Source organism: Actinomadura sp. CNU-125, from assembly GCF_001942465.1.
GTDB lineage: Bacteria > Actinomycetota > Actinomycetes > Streptosporangiales > Streptosporangiaceae > Spirillospora.
In genome coordinates this window covers 24,440-46,922 of the sequence record NZ_MKJY01000022.1, presented here as the reverse complement: position 1 = coordinate 46,922, position 22,483 = coordinate 24,440, and the positions used below count along the sequence as shown (strand labels likewise).

General features: G+C 71.6%; 19 protein-coding genes and 1 pseudogene. 12 read left to right on the top strand and 8 right to left on the bottom strand.

Annotation, left to right across the window (positions count from 1 at the left end; all coding sequences use genetic code 11):
• Nucleotides 1-60 precede the first annotated feature (60 nt).
• From BJF79_RS03470 to BJF79_RS52735, 3 genes are all read right to left on the bottom strand, one after another.
• A complete protein-coding gene (locus BJF79_RS03470) occupies nt 61-1,239 on the bottom strand; it encodes a Rieske 2Fe-2S domain-containing protein (RefSeq protein ID WP_075894948.1) in 1,179 nt (392 codons plus the stop codon).
• Between the two features lie 222 nt (nt 1,240-1,461).
• Nucleotides 1,462-2,181, bottom strand: a complete 720-nt coding sequence (locus BJF79_RS03465; RefSeq protein WP_262401466.1) for a family 1 glycosylhydrolase — start codon at nt 2,179-2,181, stop codon at nt 1,462-1,464.
• Nucleotides 2,168-2,392 carry a family 1 glycosylhydrolase gene (locus BJF79_RS52735; protein ID WP_075894946.1) on the bottom strand — a complete coding sequence of 75 codons (225 nt, stop codon included), beginning with the start codon at nt 2,390-2,392 and terminating at the stop codon, nt 2,168-2,170. Before BJF79_RS52735 ends, BJF79_RS03465 begins: the two co-directional genes overlap by 14 nt.
• A 385-nt stretch (nt 2,393-2,777) precedes the next feature.
• Between BJF79_RS52735 and BJF79_RS66430 the strand changes: the two are divergent.
• Nucleotides 2,778-3,368 (top strand): annotated as a pseudogene (locus tag BJF79_RS66430) (IclR family transcriptional regulator); the annotation flags it as partial.
• Nucleotides 3,369-3,507: 139 nt separating this feature from the next.
• On the opposite strand, the gene BJF79_RS50450 reads toward BJF79_RS66430, so the two are convergent.
• Nucleotides 3,508-4,122 (bottom strand): TetR/AcrR family transcriptional regulator, encoded by a 615-nt coding sequence (locus BJF79_RS50450; RefSeq protein ID WP_158079072.1) that lies wholly within the window; start codon nt 4,120-4,122, stop codon nt 3,508-3,510.
• Between the two features lie 225 nt (nt 4,123-4,347).
• Between BJF79_RS50450 and BJF79_RS03440 the strand changes: the two genes are divergently transcribed.
• The 10 genes from BJF79_RS03440 to BJF79_RS03395 all read left to right on the top strand — a co-directional run bounded on the left by BJF79_RS03440 (nt 4,348) and on the right by BJF79_RS03395 (nt 14,919).
• Entirely contained in the window at nt 4,348-5,220 is an 873-nt protein-coding gene (locus tag BJF79_RS03440; RefSeq protein WP_075894945.1) for an SDR family NAD(P)-dependent oxidoreductase, read from the top strand.
• A 58-nt stretch (nt 5,221-5,278) separates the two neighbouring features.
• The gene (locus tag BJF79_RS03435; RefSeq protein WP_075894944.1) at nt 5,279-6,439 is read left to right on the top strand and encodes a serine hydrolase domain-containing protein; all 1,161 of its coding nucleotides are present in this window, start codon (nt 5,279-5,281) and stop codon (nt 6,437-6,439) included.
• Nucleotides 6,440-6,444: 5 nt separating this feature from the next.
• Nucleotides 6,445-6,858, top strand: coding sequence for a nuclear transport factor 2 family protein (locus tag BJF79_RS03430; protein WP_075894943.1), 414 nt, complete (start codon nt 6,445-6,447; stop codon nt 6,856-6,858).
• Nucleotides 6,859-7,128: 270 nt separating this feature from the next.
• A complete protein-coding gene (locus BJF79_RS03425) occupies nt 7,129-9,093 on the top strand; it encodes a flavin-containing monooxygenase (RefSeq protein ID WP_075894942.1) in 1,965 nt (654 codons plus the stop codon).
• An 8-nt stretch (nt 9,094-9,101) separates the two neighbouring features.
• The gene (locus BJF79_RS03420; RefSeq protein WP_262401465.1) at nt 9,102-10,001 is read left to right on the top strand and encodes an SMP-30/gluconolactonase/LRE family protein; all 900 of its coding nucleotides are present in this window, start codon (nt 9,102-9,104) and stop codon (nt 9,999-10,001) included.
• 24 nt (nt 10,002-10,025) lie between these two features.
• A complete protein-coding gene (locus BJF79_RS03415; RefSeq protein ID WP_075894940.1) occupies nt 10,026-10,925 on the top strand; it encodes an SDR family NAD(P)-dependent oxidoreductase in 900 nt (299 codons plus the stop codon).
• 136 nt (nt 10,926-11,061) lie between these two features.
• Nucleotides 11,062-12,276: a cytochrome P450 gene (locus tag BJF79_RS03410; protein WP_075894939.1), complete on the top strand. Its 1,215-nt coding sequence runs from the start codon at nt 11,062-11,064 to the stop codon at nt 12,274-12,276.
• A 129-nt stretch (nt 12,277-12,405) separates the two neighbouring features.
• A complete protein-coding gene (locus BJF79_RS03405) occupies nt 12,406-12,825 on the top strand; it encodes a VOC family protein (protein ID WP_075894938.1) in 420 nt (139 codons plus the stop codon).
• Between the two features lie 48 nt (nt 12,826-12,873).
• A complete protein-coding gene (locus tag BJF79_RS03400) occupies nt 12,874-13,929 on the top strand; it encodes a hypothetical protein (RefSeq protein WP_262401464.1) in 1,056 nt (351 codons plus the stop codon).
• Between the two features lie 45 nt (nt 13,930-13,974).
• The gene (locus tag BJF79_RS03395; protein WP_075894936.1) at nt 13,975-14,919 is read left to right on the top strand and encodes an alpha/beta hydrolase; all 945 of its coding nucleotides are present in this window, start codon (nt 13,975-13,977) and stop codon (nt 14,917-14,919) included.
• Here BJF79_RS03395 and BJF79_RS03385 read toward each other — a convergent pair.
• Nucleotides 14,897-16,552, bottom strand: coding sequence for an acyclic terpene utilization AtuA family protein (locus BJF79_RS03385; RefSeq protein ID WP_262401463.1), 1,656 nt, complete (start codon nt 16,550-16,552; stop codon nt 14,897-14,899). The genes BJF79_RS03395 and BJF79_RS03385 overlap by 23 nt on opposite strands.
• Before the next feature lie 21 nt (nt 16,553-16,573).
• A complete protein-coding gene (locus BJF79_RS03380) occupies nt 16,574-17,872 on the bottom strand; it encodes a CitMHS family transporter (RefSeq protein ID WP_075894934.1) in 1,299 nt (432 codons plus the stop codon).
• Between the two features lie 95 nt (nt 17,873-17,967).
• Here BJF79_RS03380 and BJF79_RS03375 point away from each other — a divergent pair, with 95 nt between their 5' ends.
• Nucleotides 17,968-18,903, top strand: a complete 936-nt coding sequence (locus tag BJF79_RS03375) for a LysR family transcriptional regulator (RefSeq protein WP_083733134.1) — start codon at nt 17,968-17,970, stop codon at nt 18,901-18,903.
• 90 nt (nt 18,904-18,993) lie between these two features.
• On the opposite strand, the gene BJF79_RS03370 is transcribed toward BJF79_RS03375, so the two are convergent.
• Complete coding sequence (locus BJF79_RS03370; RefSeq protein ID WP_075894933.1) at nt 18,994-19,290, bottom strand: hypothetical protein; 297 nt, start codon at nt 19,288-19,290, stop codon at nt 18,994-18,996.
• Nucleotides 19,291-19,535: 245 nt separating this feature from the next.
• The gene (locus BJF79_RS03365) at nt 19,536-22,427 is read right to left on the bottom strand and encodes a glycosyl hydrolase (protein WP_075894932.1); all 2,892 of its coding nucleotides are present in this window, start codon (nt 22,425-22,427) and stop codon (nt 19,536-19,538) included.
• Nucleotides 22,428-22,483: the final 56 nt, after the last annotated feature.

Genomic DNA, 22,483 nt, shown 5'->3' with positions numbered 1-22,483 from the left:
TGACGTCCGTTCTCGGGAAGGGGACCCGCGGGGTGCGCGCCGCACCCCGCGCGGTCGTGGTCAGCTCTCGGCCTTCGCGGGCTGCGGTTCGACCTTGACGAGGCGGCCCTCGGCGATGTTCTCTTGCACCTGCTTCTCCCAGAACTCGTTGGCCCGCTGGGTGTCGATCTCGTACTCGAACCGCTGGGTCATCTCCGGGGTGACGTCCTCGACGTCGACGTAGAACTGCTCGTACCAGCGGCGCAGCTGGTAGACGGGGCCGTCCTCGTCGCACAGCAGCGGGTTGTCGATCTTGGTCTTGTTGCGCCAGATCTCGACGTCCTGCATGAAGCCCTTCTCCACGCCGGCGGCGAACCCCTGCGCCATCTCCTCCGCCTCCTCCATGGAGACGCCGTCCTGCCGCTTGACCATCACGCCCCACTGGAGCACGAAGCCGGTCGGCGACACGGGGTAGTGGCAGTTGATCAGGATGGACTCGGTGGTCACCCCGCCGCCGCTGCCCTTCATCGGATTGATCATGTAGGACGGCCCGTAGTACGACGCCTCCGAGACGTTCGTCCGCTCGTCGCCCGAGTAGTGCGTCCCCAGGTCCACGTCCGGGCGGGACTTGCCGTTCATGTACTGGCTGGCGATGTGCCCCTCGAAGACGTTCTTGAAGTACGTCGGGAACGAGTAGTGGACGTAGAAGAAGTGCGCCATGTCCACGACGTTGTCGACGATCTCCCGGCAGTGGGAGCCCTCGATCAGGACGCTGTTCCAGGTCCACGACGTCCACTCGTCCGAGCCGAACTCGGCGATCTCCGGGATGGTCACCTCGGGCGGCGGCGGGTTGCCCTGCGGGTCGTGCCACACGAAGAGCTGCCCGTTGCGTTCGAGCGTGAGCCAGGACTTCGTCCGCGCCCGGGGCGGTACCCGCTTCGAGTACGGGATGCCGGCGCACCGTCCGTTGCCGGACCAGCGCCAGTCGTGGAACGGGCAGGCGATCGCGTCGCCCTTGACCTCGCCCCGAGTGAGGTCGCCGCCCATGTGGGGGCAGTAGGCGTTCAGCACGTTCAGCTTGCCCGTGCCGTCGGCGAACACGACCAGCTTGGTCCCGAACGCCTCGACCGCGTGCGGCTCGCCGTCGTCGAACCGCTCCCGCAAGCCGAGGCAGTGCCATCCGCGCGCGTACCGGGTCGGCGGCGCGACGGCCTCGATCACGCGGACCTCGTCGTCCGAGGGGTTCTGGGTCGTGGTCACGAAGACCTCCAGGGAGTCGGGGCCCGGCGGAGCCGGGGCCGGACGGGGTAGGAATCCGGACAGAGCGGGATGCGGTGCGGCCATCGGCCGGCTGTGACCTGCATCTCCTGGCACAGACGCTAGGCACCATCGGAACCCCCGGCCACGGAACCTCCCAATGGGCGGGAGGTTCCGTCGCCTCGTTCCCCCACCGCGGAGCCCGGCACCGCCCGGCGAGAGCGCTCACAGGGCCGCCCCATTGCCGCGGGCCACCGCGCCGAGCCAGGCGAGGCTGGGCTTGGGGGTCCGCGCGAAGGTGGTGCGGTCGACCGCGATCAGACCGAACGTCATGGCGTACCCGGAGTGCCACTCGAAGTTGTCCAGGAGGCTCCAGTGCAGGTAACCGAGGACGTCGACGCCGTCCTTCAGGCAGTCGCGCAACCCCCGCAGGGCTCCGGCCGTGTACTCGATGCGTTGAACGTCGTCTGCGGTGGCGATGCCGTTCTCGGTGACGAGCACGGGCACCTCGGCCACCCGCGCGGCGAGGCGGACCGCGTTGCCCAGCGCGGCCGGATAGACCTCCCACCCGGTCTGAAATGTGGGCGTGCCCTGGGGCAGGGGTACGCGGACCTCGGGCCCGACCACTTCCCTGGTGTAGGTCTGCACGCCTACGAAGTCGTCGTCCCTCGACGCGCGCAGGAAGTCCTCGACTCCCTTGTCGCGCAGGGTGGCGGCCAGTTCCGCGCCGCCCTCGACCGACTGCACGTCCGGTATGGCGAGGGTCCAGCCTGCCTTGGCCTCGGGGTTGGCGCGCTTGACCGCGTCGCGGCCCAGCCGATGTGCCCGCGTGATTCCGGCGATGCCCTCCGCCGTGCTGATGAGGTGGCCGAAACGGACCATCTGCGGATCCCCGCCGATCCGGGCCGCGAACGCGCGCACCGCCTCGGGTTCAGGTCGCTCCACCGCTCCCGTCTGTTCGAGAGCCGCCATGGGGACGCTGCCGCCCAGCGTGGGCGAAGCGGTGGTAGCTGTCGCAGGCGTCCCCGGACGGCTCGACGAACGGCGAGTCGGGAACGTGCTCCATCGGCCAGTGGTCGCTGAGCGCGTTACCGCCCTCGACCTGGTGACCGGCGGTCGCGGCCCCCCACAGGAAGCCGTCGGGAAAGTGGGCCATGAGCTGCCTTTCGGATCATTTCGGCCCGCTGCCGGAGCGGCTCCTCGCCGGACCCGGCGGGGCGCTTCTCCGGGGCCGAGGGCGTTCGGCGCGAAAACCTACCCATAGTCGGTTTTCATGTCCAGAGCGCCTCGCCTCCGACTACGTACAGTCGGCCGGGAAGTCGAGCGCTCGCCGGTCGAGCCCGCGTCGACAAACCAAACAAACGTTCGTCCGCTCTTTACAGTCATGTGAACTGTGCGTAGCATCACACCATCGTGCAGATTCTGCCACACGCGCAGAATCTGCCATCAAGTGATCGCGGCGCTGGAGGAGGGGCCATGACCTCATCGCAAGCGGAACAGGCGCCGGCGGCGATGATCGACCGCGCTCGTCGCTGCTCGGAGTGTTCGACGGTTCGCGGCGGCTCACGCTCGCCCAGATATCCCGGCGGTCGAGCCTGCCCAGATCGTCGGCCCATCGGATCCTGCAGCGCCTCGTCGAGCTCGGCTGGGTGGAGCGGCACGGGTTCGAGTACGGGCTGGGGCTGCGCATCTTCGAGCTCGGCTCGCTGGTCGTGCGGGGCGACGGGATCCGCCGCGTCGCGGGCCCGTTCATGCAGGACCTGCACGCGCGGACGGGCCTGACGGTCCATCTCAGCGTCCTGCTCGACGCGGACATCCTGCACGTCGAGCGGGCGGGCGGACGGCCGGACGACGGGGACTGCTGGCAGGTCGGGGCGCGCCAGCCCGCGCCGCACACGGCCGCGGGCCGCGTCCTGCTCGCCGGGCTGGACCCCGCGGAACGTCCGCGGGCCGAACCGCCGGCCCCGCCCACCGCCTACGGCATGCGGTCGCGCGCGCAGCTCGACCGGGAGCTCGAGAAGATCCGCGACTTCGGCGTCGCCTTCGACGCGCACGGCGCGGTGGTCGGCTTCGCCTCGATCGCGACCGCGGTCGGCCCCACCGACCGTGCCTCGGCGGCGCTGTCGGTCACCGGTCCGGCGGGCGTCCTCAAGCAGGAGCGGCTGGGCGGCGACCTGCAGAGCACCGCCGCGAAGATCTGGGCCGCCGCGAAGGCCGCGCGGAGCGGGACGCGGCCGCCCGTCCCGCCGTGCGCGGGCGGGCCGGTGCGCCTCAGCGCGCCTGATCGTCCCGGCTCCAGGACGACACGACGATCGTCAGGGCCCGTTCGAGCAGCTTGTCCAGGTCGCTGGAGGCGTCCGTGCGGATCCAGTGCTGGTAGGCCAGCCGGACGGCCTGCAGCACGAGGCCCGCCTGCAGGACGCTCTCGAACGGTCCCTCGTCCAGCAGCCCGCGACGCCGCAGGAAGCCCGCGACCGGCCCGGTCAGCGGTTCGTCGATCGCGTGCCAGCGCAGCCGGTACTCCGACGACTCCGCGATCACGAAGAGGAACCGCCGCCACGGCTCGCCCGGCCTGGAGTCCTCGAACACCTCCCAAGAGAAAACCCGGGCGAGGACGGTGACGACGTCGCCGTCCTCGGGGGCGGACTCCAGCGCCTCGGTGATCAGCTCCGCCGCCCGCTCGAACATCGGGACGACGACGTCCTCCTTGACGGCGAAGTGCCGGTAGAACGTCCGCTGGGAGATCCCGGCCCGCTCGCAGATGCTGTCGACCGTCGGCGCGGTCCCGCCGTCGAGGACGAACAGGTCCCGGGCGGCCATCGCCACCGACAGCCGCAGCTCCTCGAATCGACGTTCGCTCAACGTCCGTCGCGCCGGGGTCTTCACGCCGAACCACCTTTCCGATCGCCGAACTCTGGGACGCCGGTCCGAGCCTAGAGAACAAGCGTAATCGCCCGCCCGGAAGCGTCCACCGACCGGAACACCGAACGGACCGTCCGCCCAGTGGGAGACACGCTCCACATCTCGACGGCGGATCGGCCACCGTGGGCCGACGCGCGGCCCGCCGGCTCCGGCGGCGCCGCGACACCCGGAGAGCCCGCAGGAGGACGTGTGGCGAGTGCAGCCGAACGATTCGGGAGCGGAACGGCGCTGGTGACGGGCGGCGGCGCGGGGATCGGCGAGGGGTTCGTCCGCCATCTGGCCGCGCTCGGCGCCCGGGTCGTGGTGGCCGACGTCGACCGCTCGCGGGCCGAAGCCGTCGCGGACGACGTCCGCGCGGGCGGCGGCCGGGCCGTCCCGTACGAGGTGGACGTCACCGACGACGCGGCCGTCGACCGCATGGCCGAGCACGTCTTCGCGGAGTTCGGCGCCCTGGACCTGCTGATCAACAACGCCGGGATCGAGACCGCCGGACGGCTGTGGGACGTGCCGGCCGACCGGTGGCGGCGGGTGATGTCGGTCAACGTCGACGGGGTGTACCACTGCGTGCGCTCGTTCGTTCCCCGGATGATCGACGCCGGGCGCCCGGCGGTCGTGGCGAACCTGTCGTCGGTCGGCGGAGTGCGGACCGTGCCGTTCCAGACCCCCTACATCGTCAGCAAGCACGCGGTGCTCGCCATGACCGAGTGCCTGCACCAGGAGCTGCGGCTGGTGGACGCGCCCGTCGACGTCTGCGCGGTGCTGCCGCACTCGGTGCGCAGCCGGATCTTCCTCGACGCGCAGGAGGCCGCGCCCGCCGGAGACCCCGACTCCGACCGCCTGTTCGGCTGGATGCAGGACGCCAACGTCGCGAGCGGGCTCGACCCGGTGGAGGCGGCCCGGCACATGACCGACCAGATCGCGGACGGACGCTTCTGGGTCTTCTCCGACGACGAACGCGGCGCCGACGCGTTGCGGGCCCGCGCCGACCACCTCGGCCGGCAGACCGACCCGCCGGACCCCCGCGACATGTTCGAGGTCCTGGCGACCGACCGCTCCGCTTGACCGGGCGGGCGCGCCCCGGGCGCGTCCGCCGCCGTTCCCATGGAGAAAGGGGCACAGCATGGGTGCCGCACCCGTACGGGATCCGAGGATCGCGAAGGCGCTGGACCGGGCGCGCGAACTCGGCGAGGAGGGCCTCCAGGTCGCCGCCTACCTGGACGGCGAGCTCATCGTCGACGCGTGGGCCGGGTCGGCCGACCCGGAGGCCGGGCGGGAGGTGGACGGATCCACCCTGTTCAACGTCTTCTCGGTCACCAAGGCGATCACCGCGACGGCACTGCACGTCCTCGCGGCGCGCGGGCTCGTCGACTACCGCGCGCCGGTCGGGACGTACTGGCCCGAGTTCGCCCGCAACGGCAAGGAGGCCACGACCGTCCGGGACGTGCTCAGCCACCGCGCGGGCATCCCGTGGATGCCCGACGACGTCACGCCCGAACTGCAGGCCGACTGGGACTGGATGGTCGGCGCCATCGCCGAGATGGAGCCCGCGTTCGAGCCCGGCGGCACCAACGCGTACCACGCGCTGATCTGGGGCTGGATCGTCGGGGAGATCGCGCGGCGCGCCGATCCAGCGAACCGGACGGTCGACGCGCTGATCCGCGAGGAGATCGTGGAGCCGCTCGGCATCACCGACCTGTTCCTGCCGCTGCCGGAGTCCGAGGACGCGCGGGTCGCCCGCCTGCTCGGCGGCGACCCGGCGCCCGACGCGCCCGCCGACTACCTGCGCGGCATGCCGCGCCGGGTGTTCCCCGGCTCGACGATCTACAACACCGAGCTGGCGCGGCGGACGGTCAACCCGGGGGCCGGGGCGATCGGCAACGCGCGCTCGTTCGCCCGGTTCTTCGCGATGCTCGCGGGCCACGGCGAACTGGACGGCGTGCGCCTGCTGCCGGCCGAGCGCGTGGACGGCTTCGCCGAGCCCCGCGACGAGGCCGGCGTCCCCGACCGCTACCTCGGGGGCGTCGCGGCGGTGAGCGCGTTCGGCTACTGGCTGGGCGGCTCCAGCCCGACGGCGAACCCGGCCGTCGGCGCCGATCCCCGGATCCTGCACCACCCCGGCGCGGGCGGGTCGATCTCCTGGGCGGAACTCGACACCGGCCTCGCCGTGTCGATCTGCCACAACCGGATGCACGAGGGCCCGATGGAGGCGTCCGCGCACCCGTTCGTCCCGATCGCGGAGGCGGTCCGCGCCGTCGCCGCCGACCGCCGGGAAGGGAACTGAGCGAGATGCCGAACGGAACCGGCCGCGGCGACGACCGCGCGGAGATCTCCGACCTGCTGTCGCGCTTCGCCTTCCTCGCCGACGAGGGCGACCCGGCCGACGCGGGCGCGCTGTTCGCCCCGGACGGCGTGTGGGAGACCCGCGACGGCACCGTCCAAGGACCCGACGAGATCACCCGTGTGCTGACCGGCTACCGCGAGAAGGGCGTCGCGGGACCCGAGTCGGGGACCCGGCACGTCATCACGAACGTCGAGGTCGACTTCGACGGCGCCGACTCCGCGCGGGCCCGCTGCTACTGGACGCTCGTCGGCCGCGGGGAGGACGGCACCGGCAGGATCCTCGCCTTCGGCCGGTATCAGGACGCCCTGCGGCGTCTCGAGCACGGCTGGCGCCTGACGCGCCGCCGCGTGGTCGACTGACCGTCCGGGACGGCGCCGCACCGCCCCTACCACCCCGATTCCGACGCCTTCAGCCCTCGGCACGAATTCCGAGGCTGGAGGCGTTTCCGCGTTATTTCCTGCCTTCTCGCCTTTCCGGGGAACGGCCGTATGAAGTGTTCCACTCACTGGGCGGCCGTGCGGCGCGGCGCATCGGCGGGCGATTTCCTGATGGGCAGCGCCCGCACCCCACCGGCGACGCCGGCGCCCGCGCGCGCGGCTCGTCGAAGTGAACGAAGGAATCCGGTGCCCATGACCGTCATATCGCCGACCGAACCCACCTATGTCGTGCGGCCGGTGCCCGATGTGGACCGGGCGAGGCTGCGCGCCGCGGTGGACGCCGCGGAGCCCGGCCCGCTGCTCATGGCGATGGTCCACATGACCGGTGACGCCACGCTGCTGCGCGAGTTCCGCACGCGGCTCGACGCCGAGCGGGGCGACGGGCCGGGCGTTCCCGGCCGGTATCCGGACGCGGTGGCGGCGGACGTCCGCGCACGGGCGTTCGCGCTGTTCGAAGGCGGGATGACGCCGCGGTTGACCGTTCCCGACGACGAACTCTTCCTGCGCATGGCCGAAGTGTGCGTGGACGACGCCGTCGGGGAGGAGTTCGCGGCGCACCTGCGGGAGATGTGCGGATTCGAACCGGACCGGCGGCACGTGCCCGTCACCAAGGCCCCGCCGGACGATTTCCGCGTCATCGTCATCGGCGCGGGAATGGTCGGGCTGAACGCGGGCGTCAAACTGGCGGAGGCGGGTTTCGAATACCTGATCTTCGAGGAGCGCGACGACATCGGCGGTACCTGGTCGCGCAACGTGTATCCGGGCGCGGCCGTCGACACGCCCAGCCATTTCTACTCGTACTCCTTCGAACTCAACCCGGACTGGTCGATGTACTACCCGACCGGCCCCGAGTACCTGGAGTACATGCGGCACGTGGTCGACAAGTACGGCCTCCGCCCCGACATCGCCTTCGGGACGAAAGTGCTGCGCTGCGAATGGGACGAGAAGTCGTGCCGGTGGAGGGTGACGGTCCGGGCCGCCGACGGATCCGTCCGGGTGCACGAGGCGAACGCGGTCGTGACCGCGACGGGCATGCTCAACGCGCCCTCGACGCCGGACATCGACGGCATCGACTCCTTCACCGGCACCGTCATGCACACCGCCGAGTGGGACCCGGCGACGGACCTGACCGGCAAGCGGGTCGTCATGCTGGGCACCGGCTGCACGGCCGTCCAGGTCGCGGCGAGCCTGGCCGACGAGGTCGCGGACCTGCACGTCGTGTGCCGCCAGCCCCACTGGATGGTGGCCGAGCCCATGGTCGAGAAGGCCGTCCCCGAGGCCGCCCGCTGGGCGATGTCCCACATCCCGTACTACCAGCAGTGGTTCCGCGTGAAGACGTACTGGTACGCGGGCGACAAGGGATGGGACAAACCGCGCATCGACCCCGGGTGGGACGCCGACCGTCCGTCCGTCTCCGCCGCCAACGACGTCGTCCTGCGGGCGTGCCTCGACCATCTGGAGCGCACGTTCCCCGACCGCCCGGACATCCGCGCCGCCCTGACCCCCGACTTCCCCCCGTACGCGAAACGCATCGTCAAGGACCCGGGGTTCCTCGCCGCGCTCGCCCGCGACAACGTCTCCCTGCACCGGGCGTCGTTCCGGCGCATCGAGCCGAACGGCGTCGTGACGACCGAGGGCGAGTTCATCGAGGCCGACGTCATCGTCTTCGCGACCGGCTTCAAGCTCGAATTCCTCTCGTTCATGGACGTCATCGGGCGGGACGGCCGCAAGCTCGCCGACGAGTGGGCCGGTCAGGACCCGCGCGCCCACCTCGGCATCACCGTCCCCGGGTTCCCGAACCTCTTCGTCACGGCGGGCCCGAACTCGGCCCCGAACCACGGCGGCGGCCACAACTCGGTCAGCGAGGGGCACGTCCACTACCTGATCGAGTGCCTGCGGTACCTCGTCGAGAACTCCCGCTCCGCCATGGAGCCCCGGCGTGACGTGACCGACGAGTACAACCGGCGCGTCGACGCGTCCCTCGACCGGACGGTCTGGCGGCACGGCGGCACCGCGAACGGCTACTACCGCAACGAGGCCGGCCGCGCCTGGATCAGCTGCCCGTGGCGGCTCGTGGACTACTGGGCGATGCTCCGCACCCCCGACCCCGCCGACCACCTCTTCTTCGACGCCACCGCAACCACCACCCCGAAATGAGGCACGCCATGTTCGAGGCGACCGCCGACCGCATCGCCAGCGGTTTCAGCTGGACCGAATGCCCGCGCTGGCACGAGGGCCGCTTCGTCTTCAGCGACATGTACAACGCGCGCGTCCTGGCCCTGCCCTCGGAGGGCGGAGCCCCCGAGACCCTGGTCGACCTGTCCGACCGGGAAGGCCGCGACGGCGAGCCAGTGATCCTGGTCGGCACCGGCTTCCTGCCCGACGGCCGGATGCTGGTGAACTCGATGTTCGAGAAGCTCGTCCTGGCCGTGGACGGCGACGCCGTCACCGTCCACGCCGACCTGCGCGACCTCGCCGCCGGCCCGATCAACGACATGGTGGTGGACGCCGCCGGGCGCGCGTACGTCACCCAGCTCGGCTTCAACCTGTGGGCGCAGGAGACCCCCGCCCCCTCCCCCATCATGATCGTGGAGCCGGACGGTACGGCGCGCGTCGCCACCGAGGCCGGCGAGCTGATGGGCGCGAACGGCATCGCGATCAGCGCGGACGGCTCCACGGTCGTCACCGCCGAGGCGTTCGCCAACAAGCTCACCGCCTTCGACGTGCAACCGGACGGGTCGCTGACCGGACGCCGCCTCTTCGCCGAGCTCGACGAGCTGCCCGACGGGATGTGCATGGACGCCGAAGGCGCCGTCTGGGTCGCCCAGCCGCCCGCGTTCCGCGCGCTGCGGATCGTCGAGGGCGGCGAGGTCACCGGCCGCGTCACCGTCCCGCCGGAGCAGGCCGGGTCCAGCACGGCCTGCGGGCTGGGCGGCCCGGACCGCACCACCCTCTACCTGTGCTGCGGTTTCGAGGTCTTCGACTGGGAGGCGTCCCGCAAGGGCGCCCAGGGGTCGATCTGGACGGCGCGGGTGGACGTCTCCGGCGGAACCACCCGTCCCTGACACGGCGCATCGAGAGGAACGACCATGCTCGACTTCACCGGCAAGACGGTGATCGTGACCGGCGCGGGCCGCGGCATCGGCCGCGCCCACGCCCTGCTCCTGGCGGGCCGCGGCGCGAACGTCGTCGTCAACGACCTCGGCGGCGACACCGACGGCGGCGCGCCCTCGCCCGGTCCCGCGGCGCGGGCCGTCGAGGAGATCACCGCCGCGGGCGGCTCCGCCGTGGCGAACTCCCGGTCGGTCGCCACCACCGAGGGCGCCCGGTCGATCGTCGACACCGCGCTGGAGGCGTTCGGCCGGATCGACGCACTGATCAACAACGCGGGCAACTACCGGCTCTCGACGTTCGAGGACCTCACCCTCGACACCGTCCAAGCCTTCCTCGACGTCCACTACAAGGGCGCCCTGCTCATGGCCGAGGCCGCGTGGCCGCACCTCGTCGAGGCGGGGGAGGGACGCATCGTCAACACCGTCTCCGCGGCGTTGATGGGCGTTCCCGACATGGTGCACTACGGATCGGCCAAGGGCGCCGTCTACGGATTCACCCGCAACCTCGCCGTCGCCGGGGCCGCCCACGGGATCAAGGTCAACGCGGTGGCGCCCGGCGCGGGCACCCGCATGATGGACGTGGCCGCCGACGCGCTGCCGCCCGGCACCGCCGAGTACATGAAGGAGCACATGCCGCCGGAGATGGTGGCGCCCGTCGCCGCCTACCTCGCCCACCCGGCCTGCTCCCTCACCGGCGAGGTGCTGAACGCCGCCGGAGGCACGGTCTCCCGGCAGGTCATGATGACCACCCCCGGTATCCACGACCCCGCGCTCACCCCCGAGACGGTCGCCGACCGGATCAAGGAGATCTGCGACCCCGCCGAGGCGCGCGTCACCGAGCTGATGGGGGTCGACGAGCCCGAGGCGGCGCCGTGAGCGGCTCCCGCCGGACGGTCGAGGCCGACCGGCGGCGCCGCATCGGCGACCGGATGTGCGTGCACACCGCCGGCGGCCGCTTCGTCCTTCGTGGAACCCACCCGACCCGCTCACCCGATCCAGGAGACACACGACCATGACCGTCGCCAAAGCCGAGTTCCCCTTCGGCCCGGTCCCCCCGGCCGAGGCCCTGCAGATCATGCGGGCGATCCGCGACGACCGTCCGATGACCAAGGTCACCTTCCCTGTCGGCGGGGAGTGCTGGATGCTCCACCGGCACGAGACCTGCCGGGCCGTGCTGGAAGACCGCCGCTTCGTCCGCAAGCCGTTCACCGACGGCCGTCCGGTCCCCTACGCCTTCGAGTTCCCGGCGTTCCTGACCCAGACCCTGCAGTTCATGGACCCGCCGGACCACACGCGGTTCCGGCGGCTGATCTCCAAGGCGTTCACCCTGCGGCGCGTCGAGCGGCTGCGCGGCAAGGTCCAGGAGGTCGCCGACGAGCTGGTCGACGCGTTGGTCGACGCGGGGCCGCCCGCGAACCTGGTCGAGTCCTTCGCCAACCCGCTGCCCATCCGGGTCATCGGCGACATGCTCGGGGTGCCGGAGGAGGGCCGGACGAACTTCGTGCAGTGGAGTCACGCCATGATGGCCACCTCCGGCATGACCGTCGATGAGATCACCGAGTCGATGACCTCGCTGTACCTCTACCTGCAGGACCTCATGCGGGGGAAGCGGTCCGACCCGCAGGACGATCTGCTCAGCGCCCTGGCGACCGCCCGCGACGCCGACGACCGGCTCACCGATGACGAGGTCACACAGGTCGCGATGCTCCTCATCGCGGGCGGCTTCGACAACACGGCGAACTTCATCGAGCTCGGCGTCCAGTCGCTGCTGGCCGACCCCGGGCAGCACGCCGCGCTGCTGGCCGACATCGACGGCGTCATCCCGACCGCGGTCGAGGAGATCCTCCGGCACGGCGGCTTCGTCCTCGACCGCGAGATGAGCGGCTTCGCCGGGCTCGTCCCCTTCGTCGCGTCCGAGGACGTCGAGCTCGACGGCGTCCTCATCAAGGCCGGGGACGCGGTCGCCGTCGACCTTAGCACCGCCAACCACGACGACGGCGTCTTCGCCGACTCCGGCAGGTTCGACGTCACCAGGGAGCGCAACCCGCACCTCACGCTCAGCCACGGGCTCCACCACTGCCTCGGGGCCCCGCTGGCCCGCATGGAGCTCCAGGTCGGCATCGCCACCCTGTTCCGGCGCCTCCCCGAGCTGAAGCTCGCCGGCGAGCCGGTCTACCTGGAGGGCGTCCTCACCGGCGGCATGACCGACCTGCCCATCACCTGGTGACCCCCGGGCCCGCCGGGAGCCGTGGCCGGCCGCGGCCGACGCGGGCATGAGTCTCGCCCTCGCCGCCTTCCGGGAGAAGCGGACTCCCCGGTTCGGCGGCCGCTGAGATCCGCAAAGGAGTCGAACACCATGTCACCCACCGCCGATGCCGCGGCGATCCCCGCGACCGTGCCCTTCGTCAAGCTCGTCACCGACGACCCCGAGACGCTCCTCGACTTCTACGCCCGGGCCTTCGACTTCAAGGTGATCCAGCGCGTGAAGTCCAGCGCGGACACCGAGTGGGAGCTCGAAGAGATCATCACGCACGCCGCGAACGACGAGGGCTGCACGCTCGTCCTGCTGAAGTTCCTGGCCCGTCCCGTTCCGGAGCCCGGCGGGATCGTGCTGGGAATGCGGGTCGGCGACGTCGACGCCGCTCTGGAGCGCGCGGTGAACGCCGGGGCGGCGGTCGTGAGACCGCTCAAGACCGAGGCGGAGCACGGGGTGAAGGTCGTGTTCGTGCAGGACCCGGGCGGCAACCTGATCGAGATCATCGAGCCGCTGGCCTGAGCCGTCCGAGCCCCATCGAGCCCCATCGAGCCCGAGAAAGGACGCGTCGTGACCACGAGACAGCGCCACCCCATCACACCGGTCATGCACCCCACGCTCGTCCACGACTTCTACGAGCCGGACGAGGTCGAGGCCCTGTTCGGCATCGTCCGGCGGCACGCGCCGTGGAAGCTGGTGCTCGCCCACCATTTCAAGTCCACGGAGGAGTACCTCGCCGTCTCCGGCGGCGCCGGCGTGGACCCGGCCGAGGTCAGCCTCTCCGACTTCATCGCGCCGGTGTTCCGTGACTACCTCGCCGAGGAAGGGGTCGTCTTCTACCCCGAGGTCCACGACCTCTACTTCAGCAAGAAGCTGCTGGACCCGGTCAAGGAGATGCACGGCGCGAAGTACGGCCTGGCCCTCCACATGCTCTTCAACACCGGAGTCCCCTCGCACAGCTTCGACGCCGGGCATTTCGACAGCGCCAACTGGCGAGGCTGCTCGATCGTGAACACGCCGATCTGGCTGCTCAGCGTCATGGCGAAGTCCGGCCTTTTCGACCACTGGGCCGTCAAGACCGGGCAGATGATCACGTACTTCTACAACTCCGACATCGATGGGGGCTTCACCTACTGGCCCGACGGCCCCGACCTGCCTCCGCGGCGGTTCAAGGCGCCGTTCGACAACACCTGCATCCTGTCCGACAACTCGAAGATGTACCACCGCAGGGAGAGCAACGGCCCCGCCCACCAACGCGACCACCCCGACATCCGCCTGGAGTCGCTGCTGCACTCCGAGGACCCCGACCACTGGGTGGTCCGCAACGGCGACCGGGAGATCGCGCGATACCGGGACCGCGACATGCGGACGCTCTTCCACTACACCGCCCTGGTCTTCGACGAACTGTCGGACGTCCGCACGTACCTCGACCGCACCGACGACCTGACCCACGAGAAGGTCTTCGAGGTGCTGGTCCACGACCTGAGGCGCAGGGGCGTCAAGTTCACCGAGCCCACCGACCCGATGACCGATCCGGAGTTCATCGCGCTGCTGAACAAGACCTACGAGATGGCTCCCCGCGAGTACCCGGCGGCGGCACCGCCGGCCGTCCGCGGCGCCGCCTGAACCGGACGTCCCGCCACGCCACCGCCGCCCCCCTCAGGAGCACGTATGGACCCCAGACTCGACCCGGACGTGCGAGCACTGCAGGAGGCCAGGGCCGAGACGAAACCCGTCCGGATGGCGGACGCCGGTTTCCGGGGCGTCCGCGCGTGGCTGGAAGGGCTGCCGCATCCCGAGGGGCTGCCGGACATGGCCGGCGCCGACACCGTCTGGATCCCCGGCCCCGGGGGAAGGCTCCGCCTCGACGTTTACACCCCCGAGAAACAAGCCCTGTCTCCCGCCGTGGTCTATTTCCACGGCGGCGGCATGGTGATGGGTTCGAACCACTCGTTCCGCCCGACGGCGATCAACCTCGCGCACTACTCGGGCGCCAAGGTGTTCGCGGTCGACTACCGGCTCGCCCCGGAGCACCCGGTGCCCGCCCAACTGGAGGACTGCTACGCGGCCACCGCGTGGGTCGCCGAGAACGCCGCCCGGCTCGGAGTCGACCCCGGCCGCATCGGCGTACTCGGCGACAGCGCGGGCGGCACACTGGCCGCCGGAGTCGCGCTCAAGGCACGCGACGACGGCGGCCCCGCGCTCGGCTGCCAGGCGCTGATCTATCCCGGCGTCGACGCCGACCTCGGCGCGGAGTCGGTCGCGGAGTTCGCCCACGGCCCCGGCCTGACATTGGACGACATCCGCTACCTCCGCGAACTGTCCGGCGAAGGATTCGGATCCACCTCGCCGTACGTCCTGCCCGTCCTGGCGGAGGACCTGTCCGGCCTCCCCCAGACGATCGTGGCGGTGGCCGAGTGCGACCCGGTGCGCGATTGGGGCGAGCGGTACGCGTCCCGCCTCGTCAAGGCCAGGGTCCAGACGACCGTGACCCGCTACCCGGGCCTGACGCACGGGTTCGCCATGCAGGTCGACCACCTCGCTCGCGCCCGCCTCGCGATGGCGGAGATCGGCGCCCTCCTGAACGCCAAGTTCAGCCATCCCCTCCCGTGGTGAGCGGCAGGCCGCCCGAGTCGACGTCGATCTCCAGGGACAGCAGGTGGGAACTGAGGCTCTTGCCGTGGGTGTCGAGCGCGAGGGACGTCGTGACGCCGCCGTCGAGGGACTGGCGGCACACGAAGTGCAGGGCGCACAGGTTCGGCAGCTCGTAGCGGACCACGTCGCCCCGGACGCCGAGGTGGCGGCGGACCGCGTCGGGCGTCAGTTCCCTGACCAGATCGGCGTAGTGCTCGTCGCGGTAGGGGAAGACCGAGATCGTCGAGGTGTCGCCCTTGTCGCCCGCGCGGGCGTGCGCGACGTCATGCAGTTTCGTGCGCACCGGAGACCTCCAGGCAGTGCGTGGCGGGAACGACGGCTTCGCGGGGCAGCAGGGTCGACACGATGCCGATGACCTCGTCCGTCCGGGTGCGGACGCCGCCTCCCCCGGCGGGTCCGTTGGTGTAGAGGGCCTCGACCTCGTGGCAGACGTCGTCGGCGCGGTCGGGCGTGGGCGTGATCGCCGCGACGCGCAGGCGGCACTCCTCGTCGGGCGTGCCGATGCGTCGGTGCGCGGGCGCACCCCGGCCCGTCCGAGCCGGTCCGCGACGATCTCGCCGGCGAGTTCGGCGCGGCGGCGGGCGTTCGGGCCCGCGTAGGAGATCTCCGCCTCGGCGCGGTGGCCGGCCTGGTAGCCGACGCTCACCTTGAGCGTGTCCGGACGCGGACGGCCCGCGGCCCCGCGCACCCGCACGACGTCCGGGCGGACGTCCTCGACGGTGACGCCCCGCAGGTCGAGGACGACGTCGGGGGTCAGATAGGCGGCGGGGTCGGTGATCTCGTACAGCAGCTGCTCGCGGACGGTGGCGCGGGAGACCAGCCCGCCGGTGCCGGTGAGCTTGCCGATCTCGGCCGTCCCGGCGGCGTCGACGTCGGCGAAGGGGAAGCCGAGGTCGGCGAGCCCGGGGACGTCCTTGCGGCCGGGGTCGGCGAAGTAGCCGCCGGTGAGGTGGCCCGCGCATTCCAGCAGGTGCCCGACCACGGTCCCGGCGGCGACGCGCGGCAGGTCGTCGGGGTCCCAGCCGAGGCCGTGGGCGAGGGGCGCGAGGAACAGCGACGGGTCGGCGACCCGGCCGGTGAGGACGACGTCGGCTTCCGCCGCCAGGGCGGGCATCAGCGCGTCGGCGCCCAGGTAGGCGTTGGCGGAGATGACGGGGCCGTGCTCGGCCAGCGGCCTGCCGTCCTCCAGGGCCGGTGCGCTCAGGTCGATGCGGTCGAGCACGTCGTCGCCGGTGACCACGGCGATCCGCAGGCCGTCCAGTCCGAGTTCGCGGGCCAGCTCCCGCGCGGCCTCGCCCGCGGCGCGGGGATTGGCCGCGCCCATGTTGCTGACGATCGGCACGCGCCGCCGCGCCGCACGGGGCAGCAGCTCCGACAGCCGGGCGCGCAGGCGCGGTTCGTAGCCGCGGGCGGGATCCTGCAGCCGGCGGCGGTGGCCGAGCGCGATGGTCCGTTCGGCCAGGCATTCCAGGACGAGGACGTCGAGGTCGCCGCGGTCGAGCAGGTCGGCGGCGGGCCCGATGCGGTCGCCCGCGAACCCGGCGCCGCACCCGATCCGCATGGACGTCGTGTTCCCGGTGGTCTTCGTGGTCATGGGAGCCCCGATGGTCGTTGGTCAGATGGCGCCGGTGAGCAGCGCGACCGCGGTCATGACGAGCGTGGTGCCGAAGGCCCAGCCGAAGATGAACCGCTGGTGCGCGCCGAACTCGACCTTGGCCATCCCGAGGAGGATGAACGTGGACGCGGTCAGCGGGCTGAGGGGGAAGCCGGTGGTCATCTGCCCCAGGATCGCCGCCCGGCCGATCTCGGCGGGGTCGCCGCCCAGCCCGGCGCTCGTCTCGGCGACGACGGGCATGACGCCGTAGTAGTAGGCGTCCGGGGTGAACACCAGGCTGAGCGGCATGCTCGTGACGGCCGTCGCGGTCGGCAGGAGCCCGCCGGCGGCGTCCGGGACGACCGACACGATGGCACGGGACATCTCGTTGATCATTCCGGTGCCGCCCAGGATGCCGGTGAAGACCCCCGCCGCGAAGATCATCGCGGTGACGAGGATGACGTTGGCCCCGTGCTTCTCCAGCAGCTCCTGCTGGCGCGGCCACGTCGGGCGGTTGACGGCGAGCGCCACGACGAACGCCACGGCGAACAGCACCTCCAGCGGCATGAGCTGCGCGACCAGCGCCGCGATCAGCGCGACGGTCAGCAGCAGGTTGAACCAGAAGAGGACGCGTGCCGTCCGCGGGGCCTCGTCCGGTTCGGTGGGGGCCGCGAGCGTTTCCGGGGCGGGCAGCGCCTCTCCCTGCTCGGCCAGCCGGGCGCGTTCCCGGCGTCCGATGAGGTAAGCGGCGAGCAGCACCCACGCGATTCCCGCGACCATGGCGGGCAGGACGGGCAGGAAGATGTCGGCGCCGTCCAGCTTCAGCGCGGCCATCGCCCGGGCGGTAGGGCCGCCCCAGGGCACCAGGTTCATCACCCCGGCGCCCAGGCAGACCACGCCGGTCAGGACCACCGGCCGCATACCGAGCCGCTTGTAGATGGGCAGCAGCGCGGAAACCGTGATGAGGAACGTGGACGCGCCGTCCCCGTCGAGGGCCACCAGCAGCGTCAGCACCGCCGTCCCCACGGTGATCTTCATCGGGTCGCCCGCGGCCCAGCGCAGCACCCGGCGGATCGCCGGGTCGAACAGCCCGCTGTCGATCATCAGGCTGAAGTACAGCACCGCGAAAGTGATCATGATGGCCACCGGGGCGACCTTGACCATCCCGTCGGCGATCATGCCGCCGAGCTCGCCGCCGAACCCGCCCGCCAGCGCGGTCGCGATCGGCACCAGCACGAGCGCGAGCAGCACCGACACCTTCCTGGTGAGGGTCAGGGCGAGGAACAGCCCGATGGTGACGAAGCCGAGTGCGGCCACCATGTGCCCACCTCCTTTCCGGGGGTTGCCGACGAGTGTGAGGTCCGACACTCTTGTCCGTCCAACATCGATAACGCATACATTGATGCGGAGAGCGCATGGACCTGACCATCCAGCAACTGCGCATCGTCCTGGCCGTCGCCCGGGAGGGCAGTTTCACGGCCGCGGGCGAGCGGATGCGGCTCGCGCAGTCGTCGCTGAGCCGGACGGTCGCCGAGGTGGAGCGCCGCGTCGGCGTCGTGCTGTTCGAGCGCACCACCCGGCGGGTGCTGCTGACCCCGGCGGGTCAGGAGTTCGCCCAGGTGGCCGAGCGCGTGGTTGCGGAGTTCGACCGCGGCATCGGCCACTTCACCGGCTTCCTGGCCGGCACCCGTGGCCTCGTCCGGATCGCGGCGCTGCCCTCGCTGGCCGCCACACTGCTGCCCGCGATCGTGTCCCGGTTCCGCCGCGACCACCCGGACGTGCGCGTCCAGATCGAGGACGGCCTGCTGGGCCAGGTCCTCGACCGGGTCCGGGGCGGCCACGTCGATCTCGCCGTGACCGTGCCGACCGGCCCGCAGGACGGGCTGGGCTTCCGCCAGATCGCCGTCGACCGCTTCTACTGCGTCTTCCCGCCCGGCCACCGCTTCGCGGCGGAACCCGACCCGCTCCCCTGGTCGGAGCTGGGCGACGAGCCGTTCATCGCCTTCGACCCGGCCAGCAGCGTCCGCGCCTTCACCGACCGGGCGCTGCGCGAGGCCGAGGTGCGGCTCGGCCCGGTGACCGAGGCGCGCAACATCGCCGCCGTCGCCGGCCTCGCCGCCGCCGGGCTCGGGGTGTCGGCCGTCCCCGGACTCGTCCTTCCGCTCATCGAGTTCGCGCACCTCGAACGACGGCGGCTCGTCCGCCCGGAACCGACCCGTCCGATCGGAGTCCTGTTCGACCCGCGACGTCCCCGGGCCCCGGTCGTCAAGCACTTCCTGAAGCTGCTCGAAGAAGGCCCGGCGGAGGAGTCGCCGCATTTCGTCGGCGCGGAATGGACGCACGCCCGATGACGCCCGCCGGATCAGCGGCTATATCCGGACCGCATCGATGCATGCGCAGTTGATGCCGGTTCTCCTCGGCCGGGCCGAGGCGGGGGCCGGTCAGCGGTTCAGTTCGGCTTCGATGAGCTCGGCCATCGCGGCCATCCCCGCGGCGTTGGGGTGGGCCGGGGCGGTTCCGCCGAGGGTCGGTTCGGTCCAGCGGACGTTCGCGCCCTTGCACGCGTCATGCCCGGTGCTCGCCTCGTACGGGTCGACCGCCATGGCGTCGGCGGCCGCGGCGCGTTCCTCGGTCAACGCGCAGGTGCCGATGGACGTCATGAACTCCGCGTCGTTGCCGCCGATCGTGAGGGTGACCAGGTCGGCGCCGGGCCCGAGGGCGTCGAACTGGGGAGGCACGCCCTCCTTACCCCGCAGCCGCGAGCCGCCGAGGGCGGGAAATGGTCATGGAAGGGCTCCAGAGGAGAAGGAGAGATTTTCCCTACCGGCCAGTAGTAGCGTCAATGAAACATCCTTTCCGAGCGTTTTTAAGATGTCACTCAAAAAGGATTTTCCCCAGATATTCCATTCTTGTGAACGCAGCACTTTCAGCCCCCGGGAGTTTAACCCGGGGGCTGAAAGTGCCCGTTTCCCAGATGCGGTCGTCAGTCCTGGATCGGAATCTGGCGGTAGGGGACGAGGCGGACGGGGCCGATGAGCCCGTAGTCCTGGCGGGCCTGCTGCGCCTGGCCGGGGAACCCGGGGGTGACGCGGAGCCGGTTGCGGAGCGGCGTCGCGACCCGGACCGTGATCGTGTTCTCGCCGGGTCGCAGGTGGCCGGAGAGGTCGACCCGTCCGGTGACCTGGTCGGACGGCGGGATCACACGTCCGTTCACGCGCACGGTGAAGGTGTCGGTGACCTCGCCGAGGTCGAGGCGGGCGCCGTCGGCGTCGTCGAGACGCACCGTCGTCGTGTACGTGCCCACGCCGGAGACGTCCTGGAGTTCGGGGATGCGCGACCAGGGCCGCAGCGGGTCGAGTCGCATCTCGTGCCGGGTGATCTCCCGGGAGCCGTCGGCGCCCCGATGCCAGTCGTCGACCGCCAACGTCCAGTCGTCCAGTCGCACGGGCTGGTCGACTTCCGGCACGTCCACGCGGACCTGCTCACCGTCGTCGAAGGTCACCGTGTGGACGCCGGATTCGGTCGCACGCAGTTGCGGACGGCCGTTCCGCATGACCACGTCGCCGGCGGACGTCGCGGTGACGTGACCGCCGGGGCGCCCGGCCAGCGCGATCACGGTGGAGCCGCCCGGGGCCAGGTCGGCCTGCACGGTCGTCCTTCCGCCGGAGACCCGGTACCGGCCGACCGGGGTGATCTCGCCGGTCCACGCGTCGAGTTCGTAGGGACGGCCATCGCCTTCCAGCGCCACCGGAGCCGTGATCGCCTTCGAGGTCGGGTTGTGGAGGTAGTACAGGCGCCCCTGGTCCAGGTCGCGCCGGACGGTGAGCAGGCCGGACGCCGCGCCGGTCTCCGCCGACGGGCGCACGCCGAGGCCGCGCAGCGTCCCGGGCAGCGCACCGCGGTCGGGAACGCGACGGACGGAGGGCTGCGCGAGGAGCCGCTGGACGATCCGTGCCAGTTCGGCGTCCTGCCGGGCCGCATCGTGGGCGCCGGGCGTCCGAGACGGCGGGTCGCCGACGATCACGATCGGCAGGCCGCGTTGCGCGTGCCGGAGCAGCAGCCGCGCGGTCTCCACCGGGAGCGTCTCCTGCTGTTGGAGGATCAGCGCGCGGTAGGCGGGCCCGTCCGGGGCGAGCCGGCGGCCCCGCACCCGTGTCCCGTCCAGCTGGTCGGGGCCGACATAGTCGTGCGTGAACCCTGTCGTGTTCGGCACCTGCACTTCGGCGCCGTACTCATGCCGGTAGACGGCGAGGTCGACCGAGGGACGGCCCCGGCGCAGCACGTACTGCATGCGCGCCGTCCAGTCGGTGATCGTGCCGGTGTCGTCCCAGGTCGGTTGCCGCGGGCCCCATGCCTCGGAAAAGCCGTTCCCGCCGGTCTGCATGGTGAACGGAGAGAAACCCGGCCACGGCGATCCCAGCGCGCCCTCGTTGGCGAACCCGTGGAAGACGACCTGGTTGACGCCGTGCGCGAAGGCCGTGTTGAAGTGCCCCAGCATCTGCGGCCAGGTCTGCGCGTAGGCATGGTCGTAGGCGGCGCAGCACTCCAGCGAGTACACCTTCTTGCCGCCGAGGTGGACGGCGCCGTCGGCGATCCAGCGGGACGGCTCGTCGGTGTAACCCCCGCCGCCTCCGAGCGACTCGGTCTCCGGAACGTCGACGGCCGCGTCGATCGTCGGGGTGTCGACCGTCGTGCCGTAGGGCTGGGCGCGGTAGCTCAGTCCCCGCGAGTGCGCCCACTTCCGCAGGGGACGGACGTGCGCGTCGATGTAGAGGTCGGTCAGCGTGCGGTAGTAGTCGTCGCGGACACGCTCGCCGCTGCCGTCGCCGAACGTGAAGTCGGGCTCGTCCTCCGGCGTGACGGACGTGTACTGGCGATGGATGTCCTCGATGAACAGCACCGGCAGGTTGTCGCGCAGGGAGTAGCCCCGCAGTTCACGGAAACGGCTCGTCAGGTCCCAGGTCCAGTGCTGCGCCGAGTCGAGTTCCAGGGAGTCCTCGAACAGGTCGCCGCCGTTGCGCTTCAGCAGGCGCCGCAGTTCCGGCGTCAGGACGTTCGCGTCGAGGAAGCCCGTCGCCGCCTCGGCCCCGCCCACGCCGAAGTGGTCGACGACGTGGGCAGCCCGCTCCGACACCGACTGCCCGGAGACGGGCGCCTGCCCGGTGCCGCGCTGCCAGTAGCCGAACAGCAGCCACTCGCCGCCGTCCGGCGCTGTCCAGGCGATCCGGCCGTCGCGGACCGACCCGGTCAGGTCGATCAGGGAGTCTTTCTCCAGTTCGACGGGCTTGGTCCCGGTGTCATTCCTTCGCGCAGGGACCGCCTGCGCCGCCACCAGCGTCTGCTTGGTGACCCCCGTTTTCGGTTCCGGTGCCGCAGGCACCGGGCCGTCGTAAGCGGCGCCGCCCTTCACGACCGCCCGCCCGTAGGCGATTTCCTGCGCGGCCCGCGGATCGTCCGGGGTCAGGCCGGGAACGGCCAGCGGCCAGGACGGTCCCACGGTGAGGTCGACGCGGACACCGTGCCGCCGGCCGGCCTCGACGGCCCGCCGGAGCCGGTCGGTGAGGACCGGGCCGCCCCAGCCGTACCGACCGGGGTCCGTGCTGAACATGCAGGCGATCTCGACCGCGGCGAACCCGCGGTCGGCGATCGCCTTGATCTCGGTCTCGATCTCCTCCGGCTCGATCTGCCCGCACGCCCACCAGTAGCGGATCTTCGGCCGCGCGTCGGCGGGCGGGTCGGCGAACTGGCGGGCGAAGGCGGCACCGAAGGGGGACGGCGGTGCGGCCGCGGCGGCGCCGGGCACCACGACGACGGCCATCGCCGTCAGCAGCGCCATCGACGGCGGCGCGCAGCGTCTGCGTGGGGTGGGGGGCATGGGGACTCCTGGTGTGCGGGTGGGGGGTGGGGTGCCATGACCTGGCGCGGAACACG